The 11303-nt window shown below is 38.3% G+C and carries 13 protein-coding genes; 10 read left to right on the forward strand and 3 right to left on the reverse strand.

Annotated features, from left to right (window positions below; all coding sequences use genetic code 11):
* The first annotated feature begins 36 nt into the window (after positions 1–36).
* The 10 genes from infC (at position 37) to G415_RS0101520 (ending at position 9324) form a co-directional block, all read left to right on the forward strand.
* Positions 37–528, forward strand: coding sequence for a translation initiation factor IF-3 (gene infC / locus G415_RS0101475; RefSeq protein WP_033378644.1), 492 nt, complete (start codon positions 37–39; stop codon positions 526–528).
* 13 nt (positions 529–541) lie between these two features.
* Entirely contained in the window at positions 542–742 is a 201-nt protein-coding gene (gene rpmI, locus G415_RS0101480) for a 50S ribosomal protein L35 (protein ID WP_022669809.1), read from the forward strand.
* Between the two features lie 13 nt (positions 743–755).
* On the forward strand, positions 756–1100 hold the full coding sequence (gene rplT / locus G415_RS0101485; protein WP_022669810.1) for a 50S ribosomal protein L20: 345 nt from the start codon (positions 756–758) through the stop codon (positions 1098–1100).
* Positions 1101–1187: 87 nt separating this feature from the next.
* Complete coding sequence (gene pheS / locus G415_RS0101490; RefSeq protein ID WP_022669811.1) at positions 1188–2213, forward strand: phenylalanine--tRNA ligase subunit alpha; 1026 nt, start codon at positions 1188–1190, stop codon at positions 2211–2213.
* The gene (gene pheT, locus G415_RS0101495; protein ID WP_022669812.1) at positions 2210–4573 is read left to right on the forward strand and encodes a phenylalanine--tRNA ligase subunit beta; all 2364 of its coding nucleotides are present in this window, start codon (positions 2210–2212) and stop codon (positions 4571–4573) included. Before pheS ends, pheT begins: the two co-directional genes overlap by 4 nt.
* A 3-nt stretch (positions 4574–4576) precedes the next feature.
* Complete coding sequence (gene ileS / locus G415_RS0101500) at positions 4577–7363, forward strand: isoleucine--tRNA ligase (RefSeq protein WP_022669813.1); 2787 nt, start codon at positions 4577–4579, stop codon at positions 7361–7363.
* A 3-nt stretch (positions 7364–7366) separates the two neighbouring features.
* Complete coding sequence (locus tag G415_RS0101505; protein WP_022669814.1) at positions 7367–7978, forward strand: TIGR00296 family protein; 612 nt, start codon at positions 7367–7369, stop codon at positions 7976–7978.
* Complete coding sequence (locus tag G415_RS0101510) at positions 7978–8532, forward strand: hypothetical protein (protein WP_022669815.1); 555 nt, start codon at positions 7978–7980, stop codon at positions 8530–8532. The genes G415_RS0101505 and G415_RS0101510 overlap by 1 nt, the downstream gene beginning before the upstream one ends.
* Positions 8522–9025: a hypothetical protein gene (locus G415_RS0101515; protein WP_022669816.1), complete on the forward strand. Its 504-nt coding sequence runs from the start codon at positions 8522–8524 to the stop codon at positions 9023–9025. Before G415_RS0101510 ends, G415_RS0101515 begins: the two co-directional genes overlap by 11 nt.
* The gene (locus G415_RS0101520; protein ID WP_022669817.1) at positions 9022–9324 is read left to right on the forward strand and encodes a metal-sulfur cluster assembly factor; all 303 of its coding nucleotides are present in this window, start codon (positions 9022–9024) and stop codon (positions 9322–9324) included. Before G415_RS0101515 ends, G415_RS0101520 begins: the two co-directional genes overlap by 4 nt.
* Here the strand turns inward: G415_RS0101520 and G415_RS0101525 are convergent.
* Genes G415_RS0101525 through G415_RS0101535 form a run of 3 tightly spaced genes read right to left on the reverse strand, consistent with a single transcriptional unit; the run spans position 9317 to position 11268 of the window.
* Positions 9317–9757 carry a nucleoside recognition domain-containing protein gene (locus tag G415_RS0101525; protein ID WP_022669819.1) on the reverse strand — a complete coding sequence of 147 codons (441 nt, stop codon included), beginning with the start codon at positions 9755–9757 and terminating at the stop codon, positions 9317–9319. The two genes, G415_RS0101520 and G415_RS0101525, sit on opposite strands and share 8 nt — an antisense overlap.
* The gene (locus tag G415_RS0101530; RefSeq protein ID WP_022669820.1) at positions 9750–10190 is read right to left on the reverse strand and encodes a nucleoside recognition domain-containing protein; all 441 of its coding nucleotides are present in this window, start codon (positions 10188–10190) and stop codon (positions 9750–9752) included. The genes G415_RS0101525 and G415_RS0101530 overlap by 8 nt, the downstream gene beginning before the upstream one ends.
* A complete protein-coding gene (locus G415_RS0101535) occupies positions 10174–11268 on the reverse strand; it encodes a mechanosensitive ion channel family protein (RefSeq protein ID WP_022669821.1) in 1095 nt (364 codons plus the stop codon). The genes G415_RS0101530 and G415_RS0101535 overlap by 17 nt, the downstream gene beginning before the upstream one ends.
* Between the last annotated feature and the right edge of the window lie 35 nt (positions 11269–11303).

Here is an 11303-nt window from a genome sequence, read left to right on the forward strand (position 1 = left end):
ATAAGAGGCGATTTTAGAAAAAAGGATATCCCGCCAATAAACGAGAATATTAAAGCCGATAAGGTTAGGCTTGTTGATGAGAATGGTAAGCAGGTGGGAATAGTTCCTTTGGCTGAAGCATTAAGAAGGGCTCAAGATGTTGGACTTGACCTTGTGTTGGTAAGTCCTAACAGTGACCCTGTTGTTTGCCGTATAATGGATTACGGCAAGTATAATTATGAAAAGAAGAAAAAGCAGCAGAAGAGCAAGAAATCTCAAAAAACGATTAAGGTTAAGGAGCTTAAGTTAAGGCCGAGGATTGCAGACAACGATTATCAGACAAAATTAAAAATGGCGCGAAGCTTTCTTGAAGATAAGAATAAGGTAAAGTTCAATATCTTTTTAAGGGGAAGAGAGATAGACAAAAAAGAGCTCGTGGAAGAGCTGATAGAAAGATTGAAGCTTGATTTGGCTGATCTGGGTCAGATTGAAGGCAAGCCAGACTATCAAGGAAGAAGGGTGTCTGTATCTTTTATTCCGCACAGTTAGGAGGAGTAATTAAATGAAACTAAAGACAAGAAGGGCAGCAGCTAAAAGGTTTTACAAAAAAACAGAGAAGGGCTATTTTAAGCATGCAAGGGCAAACAAAAGCCACTTGTTGTTTGATAAACCGAGAAAGAGAAAGAGAAATCTGAAGAGAGCTCATTATGTAAAAAGCGGAGCAGTTCATCACAATCTAAAAGAGCTGATGCCGTGGGGTTAATTAGGGAGGAAAAATGAGAGTAAAGACAGGATACACAAGAAGAAGAAGACATAAGAAGATTTTAAAACTTGCAAAAGGCTATTATCAGAGAAGACACTCGACATACAAGAATGCTGAAGAGAGTGTAAGAAGGGCACTTCAGTATGCATATAGGGATAGAAAGGTAAGGAAAAGAGAGTTTAGAAGATTGTGGATTGCAAGGATAAATGCTGCTGTTAGAGAGTATGGTTTGAGTTATAGTAAGTTTATGCATCTGTTGAAGGAAAAAGGTATCGATTTAAACAGGAAGATGTTAAGTGAGCTTGCAATTAGAGAGCCAGAGAGCTTCAAAAAGCTTGTCGAGTCTGTAAAGGCTTAAGAGTAAAAAACCAAAAGGCCTGTATAGATGCGGAAAAATGTCCTAAAAGGGCATTCTTCCGCATTTTTTTAATATTGGGAGAGAGCAATGGAAGAGCTAAAAAAAGAGTTTGAAGAAGCGCTAAAAAGGATAAGCAATCAGGAAGAGCTAAAGCAACTTAAAGCCGCATTTGTTGGTAAGAAGGGTAAGATAACTGCTCTGTTTAAAAAGTTAAAAGAGCTATCAGACGATGAGAAGAAAGAGTTTGGCAAAAGGATTAACGAGCTTAAAGAGTTCGTTGAAGAGAAGGTAAAAGAGAAACAGGACGAGCTTTTTAGGAAAGCAAAACTTGAGTCTTTGCAGAAAGAAGCAATAGACATAACGCTGCCAGGCAGAACACCTTTTGGTGGCGGTATTCATCCAATAACCAAGACGATAATGGAGATTGAAGATATATTCAGGTCTATGGGTTTTTCTGTTGAAGTTGGCCCTGAAATAGAGCTTGATTTGTTCAATTTTGAGCTTTTGAACATTCCAAAGGAACATCCTGCACGAGATATGCAGGATACATTTTATATAAATGACAATGTAGTTTTAAGGACTCATACTTCGCCAACGCAGATTCGCGTAATGAAAAGAGAAAAACCACCCGTTATGTTTATCTCACCGGGCAGGGTCTATAGAAGAGACTCAGACTTAACACACTCTCCGATGTTTCATCAGGTTGAAGGCTTGCTCGTTGATAGAAATGTAAGATTTTCTGATTTGAAAGGCGTTTTGATAGAGTTTCTAAGAAAGTTTTTTGGAGATGTGCCCGTAAGGTTTAGGCCGAGTTATTTCCCATTTACAGAGCCATCAGCGGAAGTTGATATAGGCTGCGTTATTTGTGGCGGTAAAGGTTGCAGAGTCTGTTCATATACTGGCTATCTTGAAGTGTTGGGATGCGGAATGGTGCATCCAAATGTTTTGAAGAATGTGGGATACGATACAGATAGGTTTAATGGGTTTGCCTTTGGGCTTGGTGTTGAGCGCTTTGCAATGCTGAAGTACGGCATAGACAATATAAGGCTCTTTTTTGAAAACGATATCAGGTTTCTTGAACAATTCTCTTTTGCGAAGGGTAGGGTGCTATGAGAATATCTTACAGGTGGCTTAAAGAGTTTGTTGATATAGATGTTTCGGCTGAAGAGTTAGCCGATAGAATAACAATGGCTGGTCTTGAAGTTGATTCAGTTGAGAAGATTGATACTTATGGTGCTTTAGTTTCTAAAGTTGTGGATATAAAAAGAGATGGGAAGCTTCTCTTATGTAAGGCTGACATAGGCGATAGAACTGTAAATGTTGCAACAGCCGACAGCACGGTTGAAGTTGGCGAGAAATTTCCATTGGTTTTGGCTGGTGGTGTTGTTGGTGATAGGAAGATAGAAAAGAGAAAGTTTGGTGATTTTATTAGTGAAGGTATGTTTTTAAGTGCCGAAGAGCTTGGGCTTGAAGATGCATCATCTGAGCTGTTTAGGCTTGATGAGTCGTTTAAAAATGGAACGCCACTTGTTGAACTTGATGAGTTTGACGACTCCATAATCGAGATAGAGCTTACGCCAAACAGAGCCGATGCTTTGAGCATTCTTGGTGTAGCAAGGGATGTAGCTGCTTTGTATTCTAAAAAGGTAAAAATGCCAGAGATAGAGTTTAATCAGACAGATAAAAGCGTTGAGGATTTGATAAGTGTCAAAGTTGAAGATTTTGAAAATTGTCCACGATATACACTTGCTGCTGCAGATGTCTTAGTTAAACGCTCGCCGTTCTTTATGAGAATCAGGCTTTTGAAATGCGGTGTTAGAGCTATAAACAACATAGTCGATATAACAAACTATGTGCTTTTGGCTTTGGGTCAGCCGATGCACGCATTCGATATAAACAAGCTCAACGGCGGCATTCTTGTAAGAAAAGCAAGAAATGGTGAAAAAATCGTTGCACTTGACGGCAAAGAGTACAAACTTGATGAGACGATGCTTGCGATAACTGATGAGAAAGGCCCTATTGCTATTGCCGGTGTTATGGGTGGTGAATTTTCAAGTGTTGATAACTCAACAAAAACGATAGCACTTGAGAGTGCATTCTTTAATCCTGTTAGTGTAAGGCTTACAGCAAGAAGGCTCAAGCTTCATACAGAATCATCCCACAGGTTTGAAAGGGGAGTTGACCCTAATCTGCCACTTGTGGCAAGCAGATACGCTTTAAGCTTAATTGAAAAATATGGAGATGGCAAGATATACAAAGGCATTATTGATGTTAAAGAGAAGGAGTTTAAGCCCAAAAAGATAATTGCAAACTTTGACAATATAAACGCTCTTCTTGGCAGTAATTACTCATCATCTGAGATGGTTGAAGTGCTGGTTGGCCTTGGTTTTGATGTTGAGCAGGTTGAAAAAAACACCATAGAGATAACAGCGCCAACATACAGGTTTGATATTGAAGGCGAGCATGATATAGCAGAAGAGATTGCACGCATCAAGGGTTATGAAACGATAGAGCCGACTTTTCCTGTTGTTGAAACAAAAATAAAATCTGAAGATAAAACTGAAAAGTTGGCAAAGGATATTACAAGGCTGCTTGCCGATTCTGGCCTTTTTGAGACAAAGAATTACTCATTTGTTGATAGCAGAAAATTGAAGCTTTTTGATAAAGATGAGAATAGCTTTGTTTATCTTAAAAATCCTTTAATAGATTTGCAAGATGTGATGAGAACAACACTTGTTGTCTCTTTGATGGATGCTCTTGTCTTTAATGTGAATAAAGGTGTAAGAAGCATACCTATCTTTGAAGTGGGAAGGGTATTTTTTAAAGATAATGATTTTGCCAAAGAAAGTGTTAATGTTGGATTTTTGCTGTATGGTGTTTCCAATTTTAGCTGGTATGAGAAGGGTAGGTTTTTTGACTTCTATGATGCTAAGGGTGTTGTCGAACTTATAGCTTCTCTTGTAAATGCTGAGTTTGATTTTGAGCCATCAAACAGGGAGTTTCTGCATCCTAAACGCAGTGCGGATGTCTTTTATAAAGGCGATAAAATAGGCTTTGTTGGTGAAGTTCATCCAGATATTTACCCATTTTATGATTTAAAGTTTGAAAAGAAATCAAGAATAGTTGTTGGAGAGATAGATTTAACACATCTTACAGAGCTTAAAACCGAAACGGTTAAATACTCATCCATACCGACTCTTCCAACTGTTTATAGAGATTTGGCTGTTGTTGTATCAAAAGATGTTAGATGGGCTGATATAGAGAAGGAGATTTTAAAGACTGAGTTTGTCTATAAGGTTGGCTTGTTTGATGTCTATGATAAGCTTGAAGATGAAGATAAAGTAAGTCTTGCCTTTAGGGTTGTGCTGAGAAACGATGAGAAGACATTTACAGACGATGAGATTGAAAGTATTGTGAGCGAAATATATACAAGATTAAAAGATAAATTTTCTGCCAAACTCAGGGGGGAATAGAAGATGGATTACAAAGATACACTTCTTCTGCCAAAAACAGATTTTCCTATGAAGGCCAATCTGGTTCAGAAAGAACCACAGATGCTCAAAGAGTGGGATGAAAAAGACATTTATCATAAAATTTTAAAGGATAGGGAAGGCAGAGAGGTTTTCATTCTTCATGATGGTCCGCCTTATGCAAACGGCCATATTCACATGGGACATGTTTTGAATAAGGTGCTAAAAGACATAGTGATAAAATCGAAAACAATGATGGGTTATAAATGCCCCTATGTGCCCGGATGGGATTGTCATGGTTTACCTATTGAACATAACATCGAAAAAGAGATAGGTAAGGGTAAAAAGAACTCAATGCCTAAGTCTGAGTTTAGAAAACTATGCAGAGATTACGCAAAGAAGTATATAGAGATACAAAAAGAAGAGTTTAAAAGGCTTGGTGTATTTGGTGATTGGGAGAATCCCTATCTTACAATGGATTTTAAATACGAAGCAGATACATTAAGAGAGCTTGGCAAGTTTGTTGAGAAGGATTTGCTTTACAAACAAAAGAAACCTGTTTACTGGTGTTCTTCTTGTAAAACCGCTCTTGCTATGGCTGAAGTTGAGTATCAGGATGATGAGAGCGACTCCATCTATGTTAGGTTTGATTTTATAGACGATTTAGCAAGCGAAGATAGAAGGTTTTTAGGCAAAGGAGTGTCTGCTATTATCTGGACAACAACTCCCTGGACTCTGCCTGCAAACTTAGCCGTTGCAGTAAATCCAGAGTTTGAGTATGCGTTTGTTCAGATTCAACCAAGACATGTCTATCTTGTTGCAAAAGAGTTGGTCGAGCCGTTAATGAAGAAGTTTGAGATAGAGAATTACGAAATCATAAAGACGGTAAAAGGCAAAGAACTTGAAGGCTATATACTTGCCCATCCGTTTTACGATAGGGAGTCAAGGATAATTCTGGGTGAACATGTTACGCTTGATGCTGGAACAGGCCTTGTTCATACTGCTCCCGGTCATGGTGAAGAAGACTATGTTGTTGGTATGAAGTATCACCTTTCGATATATTCGCCGGTTGATGATGATGGCAAGTTCTTGCCAAATGTTGAGTATTTTGGCGGAATGCATGTGTTTGAAGCCAACCCTAAGGTTATAGAGCTTCTAAAACAGAAAGAGATGTTAGTAAAAGAAGAAAAGATTACTCACTCTTATCCGCATTGCTGGAGATGTAAAAGCCCGATAATCTTTAGAGCCACCGAGCAGTGGTTTATCAGTGTTGATAAGGATAATTTAAGAAAGAAGGCTTTAAAGGCTATAGATGAGACAAAGTGGATTCCATCATGGGGAAGAAACAGGATTTACTCAATGATGGAGACACGCCCAGACTGGTGTATATCGCGCCAAAGGGCATGGGGTGTTCCTATAGCTCTGTTCAAGTGTAAAAAATGCGGAAGGGTTCAGTTTGATAAAGAGCTAATAGATAGGGTTGCCGATGAGATAGAAAAACATGGTGCTGATATCTGGTTTGAAAAAGACGCTGAATACTTCTTGCCTGAAGGGTATAAGTGTAAATGCGGAAGTGATGAGTTTGAGAAGGAGAACGACATACTTGATGTCTGGTTCGATTCGGGTGTTTCTCATGCTGCAGTTTTAGAGAGAAGAGACGATTTGAGATGGCCTGCTGATATGTATCTTGAAGGAAGTGACCAACATCGCGGTTGGTTCCATTCTTCGTTGCTTGAATCGATAGGAACAAGAGACAGGGCACCCTACAACGAAGTGCTAACGCATGGGTTTGTTGTTGACTCAAAGGGCAGGAAGATGTCTAAATCCTTAGGCAATGTCATACAGCCAGAGAAGATAATTAAAAAATACGGTGCTGAGCTTTTAAGACTCTGGGCATCTGCGACTGATTATAAGGAAGATGTTAGGCTTTCTGATGAGATAATGAGAAGATTGGTTGATAACTATAGAAAAATAAGAAACACGATTAGATTCCTGCTTGGCAATTTGAACGATTTTGATGAGTCTAAGGCTTTAAAATACGATGAACTTGAAGAGATAGATAAGTGGGTGCTTGCAGAGACTGAGCTTTTGAAGGAGAAGCTTTTGAAAGCTTATGAAGATTACGAGTTTCATGTGATTTACAGAAATATGACAAACTTCTGCATACTTGTACTTTCTCAGTTCTATTTGGATATTCTTAAGGATAGGCTTTACTGCGAAGCGAAGGATTCAAAGAAAAGGCTCTCTGCACAGACAGCAATGAATGAGATTTTAAAGGTGATTGTTTTCTATATGGCTCCCATTCTTTCCTTTACAGCAGAAGAAGCATACTCTTACATGAATGGTTCAAAAGAGAGCGTCCATATGGAAGAGTTTGTGCCGTTAAAGGAAGAGTATAGAGATGATGCTCTCATTGAGAAGTGGAATAATTTAAGAAAGCTTAAATCTGCAACGGATAAAGCACTTGAGTTAGCCCGAAGCAACAAGCAGATAGGAAACTCTTTAGAAGCTGGTGTTGTTGTTAATATAAAGAGCGATAAGATGCAGAAGGTTATTGAAGGGTTTGATAAGGACGAGCTTGCTGATATCTGCATCGTTTCATATTTTGATTTTGGCTCACTTGACGATTCTTTGGTTAAATATTATGATGAAGAAACGGGTATTGAAGTTAGTGTGATAAAAGCACCGGGCAAGAAGTGTCTAAGGTGCTGGAAGTATTCTGAAACGGTTGGAGATAATCCGACAAATGAAGAGATTTGTGCAAGGTGTTATGGCGTTGTGCATAAGGAGTGAGAGATGGATTTGTCAATAAAGGAAGGTGAGTTTTTAGTTAGGCTTGCAAGGGAAGCTATAGCGTATTTCTTTGAGCATAAAGATATAATGCCGCTGCCTGATGAGTATCCTGAAATCTTAAATCAAAAAAGAGGGGTTTTTGTAACATTAAACACATACCCAGAGAAGAATTTAAGGGGGTGTATAGGCTATCCTTTACCGATAGAGCCTGTTATAAAGGGAACAATATCTTCTGCCATATCCGCTGCATTTGGCGACCCGAGATTTCAGCCACTTGAGATGCCAGAACTCGATAAGGTTGTTGTTGAAGTGACTGTTCTCTCTCCAATGAAGATGCTCGACAGAACAAAACCTTATGCAGAGCAGATTAAGGTTGGAAGAGACGGCCTGTATGTTGTCTGCGGTGCAAACTCTGGTTTGCTTCTTCCACAGGTGCCTGTTGAGTGGGGTTGGGATGAGGAAGCATTCCTTGCCAATGTGTGTCATAAGGCTGGCTTGAATTACACCTGCTATGAAGATGATGCCTGCACATTTTACAGTTTTACAGGCCAGATTTTTGAAGAAGAGGAACCCAATGGAAGAGTTGTAGAAAAGAAAATTGAGGAGGTTTTGTAATGGAAAAGGTTTTAAAAGCTTATCTTGACAAACTTATGGATGAGATTTCAAAAAAGAAGGCGGAAGTCAGACTCTCAAGGGATTTCGAAGGAATTTTAGACAAAGTTAGAGATGACCTGAGTGCTATCGGAAAAAATCTTTTATCTATGTTTTTTATGGAACTTAAGGGTTACATAGAAAGAAATAAGCCTGAATTTATAGAGAACAACAAGGAAAAGTGGCAGGATATGTTGGATAGAGCTGAAGCTTTAACAGAGTATGGTCTTTATGTTGCACCAGTTGATATATTGAAAGAACAAACTAAGATAACACCAACTTATCTTGGTGCTGGGGTTCTTGTTGCAACAGGTCTTATAAGTAAGTTGCTTACCAAAAAGGTTAGGGTTTTACCTGCGTTTGCTTTGGCTTTGGCAAGTGGTGTAGTTTACTCTAATTTCTATGATGACAAAGAGAAAAAACAGAAAGATGTGCTTGAAGAATACATCAACGATGCTTACGACTGGATTAAAACGGCACTTGAGAATATGTATAAGATTTTCAAGGATGCTTTATAATTTTCTAATCCTGCTTGTTGTTTTTGCGCTTGCAAGCTGTAGTGGGCAGGGTGTTAAGTATCCTGCCCCTTCTGCTTTAAGAACACACAAGACAAAGCCCATCTATAAGCAGACAGAAAAACCCAAACCCAAGCCTGTTGTAAAAGAATCAGAGTTTAAAAGCGTATCAGAAGCAATAAGATTTTACTCATTAAAAGGTGATATAAACTCTCAAATCTGTCTTGCAGTTTATTATTTGAAAGCTGGTAAGATTTATAAAGCAAGGTCTATCGTATCTTCGCTTGAGAAGAAGAGCTTGTCGTTTAAAGAGTATGCAAAGGTTTATGCTATAGCTGGTTTGATAAGGTTTAAAGAGAAAAAAGGTTCTAAGGACTATTTTGAGCTTGCCTATGCTTATGATGAGAAAAACTCAGTCGCAAAATATATGCTCTCATCAAAATCTAAATCGCTAAGCGTTGCTTTGAAAAAGGCTGAGAAGTGGTGCAAAAGATGATTGATGAGAAGACGGTTTTGGATAAGCTCTCTGAGATTTATGAACCTTGCGCACCGATTATAAATATCGTTGAGATGGGTTTGATATACGATGTAAAAATCGATAACAACAATGTTAGTATATTGATGACATTCTCAACTCCGCACTGTCCGGCCGGTTTGAAGATGGTGAAAATGGTTAAGGATAAGCTGAAAGAGATTGAAGGTATTGGTGAAATTGAAGTTGAGCTAACCTTCGACCCGCCGTGGAGTCCTGATAGGCTTTCTGAAGAGAATAGAAAAAAGCTCGGCTTTATCTAAGCTTGTTCTTAAAGTATATAAAAAATAGATAAGTGATTATAGTTGCGATGATTATTCGTGTTCCGAGTATGTAAAAGCCGTTTCCGCCTATTGCAACGAATAGAAGTGTATCTTCGATTACGGCATGACACATTGAGAGATAAACAGCCGTAAGCAGTATATCAAGCTTTGTGAGTCTGTTTTTTTCGCTTTGTGCAAGCAGTATACCTGAACCATAAGTTATACCTAAGAATATTCCAACAAGCATTGAGACGCTTGCATCTTTTGAAAATCCGAGTGGTTTAAGTAAAATGTGCAAAGTATCAAGAATTTTTTTAAATGTTTTGCTGTTTTCTAAAAACTCGTAGGCTATCATCAATGGGACAATTATAAGAATAAGCTTAACCGAAAGCTTTAGGCTTCCTAAAACGGCATGAATTAAAGCACTATCCATAGACTGCCTTAAAAAACAGGTTTAGAAGCAATCCTGCTATTAGTGATACGATAACCCTAAATGTTATGGTGAAGGCTACGTTTGTACCGGTTTTGTGCAGGATTGCACCTTCAATTATAAGGTTGTGTGATATCCCTGTCATTAAGCCTATTATGGTTACCTGCTGCCAGTTGGGATGCAGCGGAACTAAAGAAGCTATCGCCGCATATATGTTTACAAGGTATCCACTAATTAGAGCAACGGCCATTTTGCCTGTTAATCCAAACGGTTTCATAAAAGGAGCCAAAAAGTTGCCTATGGTGTTTGCTGCTTGAGTGTGTGCAACAAGGTCAACGATTATGTAGAATGGAATAATAACCTTTATGAGCTTTATTGAGACTTTAAATCCGTTTTTTGTGCCATTTATAATGTTCTCTTTAGCTTGGCTTAACATTCTTTTCTATATAGACGGACATTGACGGGAATGCAAACTCTATACCCAGCTCTTCCATTATCTTCATTATTCTTAGGTTTACATCTTCTCTAATCTTTAAGTAGCTATCCCAGACAGCCGTGTTTGTGAAGCAGTAAACGAATATGTTTAAAGAGCTGTCTGCAAACTCTGTAAAATAGACAAGCAGAGTTGCTTCTTTTGAGATGTTTGGATGATTTATGAGCATCTCTCTTATTTTATCAACGGCTTCTTTTACTTTATCTGGCGGTGTATCGTATGTTATGCCGATTTTGTATGTGATTCTTCTTATGCCTCTTCTTGAGAAGTTTTCAATAGCTGTATTTGCAATGACGGAGTTTGGCATGCTTATTAAAGATTTTTCAAATGTCCTGATGCGTGTGCTTCTGAATCCTATATCTTCAACAATGCCTTCAATATCACCTATCTTTACCCAATCGCCCAATTTGAATGGCCTGTCTAAAATAATCGTTAATCCACCAAACATGTTTGCAAGTGTATCTTTGGCAGCCAGAGCAACAGCCAAACCACCAATACCCAATCCTGTTATGATTGCTCCTATGTTGTATCCCCACAGTTGGACGATTAAAATAAATCCAACAACAACAATGGTTGTTTTTATGAATTTATTGAAGAATGGAACAAAACTTAAACCTATCTCCGAATTTTTCTTTTTAAAGAAGGCTTCCATGCTGCGCGAAAAGATTACTTCTGCCCTGTAAAAAGCCCAGCTTGCAAAGAATATGGCAAACGAGAAGAATATTTTTGATGCTATGATGTTGTATTCGTAAGGCAGACTCAAGACAAGAAATGATACATAGAAGCAGAGAACGGTAAGAAAAGAGTTTAGTGGCGGCTCTATGATGTTTAAAATCTCATCGTCTATTTTGGTTTTTGTCTTCTTTGTAAATGCTTTGGCTGTTTTTAATATGGTTTTTGTTAATATCTTTTTTGTGAAAAGAAGTACGAACAGAACAAGAAGGGCTATTAGAAGATTCTTTACAGATATGCCAAGCAGTGTTTGGCTTATGAAGTCCTGAAATTCTTTAAAGGTAATCATAACTATTTTGTAAGATTATTTGCCGATAAAGTCAA

It is taken from the genome of Hippea alviniae EP5-r, from assembly GCF_000420385.1.
In the GTDB taxonomy this organism is placed as follows: domain Bacteria; phylum Campylobacterota_A; class Desulfurellia; order Desulfurellales; family Hippeaceae; genus Hippea; species Hippea alviniae.

Coding starts and splice junctions, on each gene's coding strand:
- rpmI (WP_022669809.1), top strand. CDS start 542: ATGAAACTAAAGACAAGAAGGGCAGCAGCTAAAAGGTTTTACAAAAAA.
- rplT (WP_022669810.1), top strand. CDS start 756: ATGAGAGTAAAGACAGGATACACAAGAAGAAGAAGACATAAGAAGATT.
- pheS (WP_022669811.1), top strand. CDS start 1,188: ATGGAAGAGCTAAAAAAAGAGTTTGAAGAAGCGCTAAAAAGGATAAGC.
- pheT (WP_022669812.1), top strand. CDS start 2,210: ATGAGAATATCTTACAGGTGGCTTAAAGAGTTTGTTGATATAGATGTT.
- ileS (WP_022669813.1), top strand. CDS start 4,577: ATGGATTACAAAGATACACTTCTTCTGCCAAAAACAGATTTTCCTATG.
- G415_RS0101505 (WP_022669814.1), top strand. CDS start 7,367: ATGGATTTGTCAATAAAGGAAGGTGAGTTTTTAGTTAGGCTTGCAAGG.
- G415_RS0101510 (WP_022669815.1), top strand. CDS start 7,978: ATGGAAAAGGTTTTAAAAGCTTATCTTGACAAACTTATGGATGAGATT.
- G415_RS0101515 (WP_022669816.1), top strand. CDS start 8,522: ATGCTTTATAATTTTCTAATCCTGCTTGTTGTTTTTGCGCTTGCAAGC.
- G415_RS0101520 (WP_022669817.1), top strand. CDS start 9,022: ATGATTGATGAGAAGACGGTTTTGGATAAGCTCTCTGAGATTTATGAA.
- G415_RS0101525 (WP_022669819.1), bottom strand. CDS start 9,757: ATGGATAGTGCTTTAATTCATGCCGTTTTAGGAAGCCTAAAGCTTTCG.
- G415_RS0101530 (WP_022669820.1), bottom strand. CDS start 10,190: ATGTTAAGCCAAGCTAAAGAGAACATTATAAATGGCACAAAAAACGGA.
- G415_RS0101535 (WP_022669821.1), bottom strand. CDS start 11,268: ATGATTACCTTTAAAGAATTTCAGGACTTCATAAGCCAAACACTGCTT.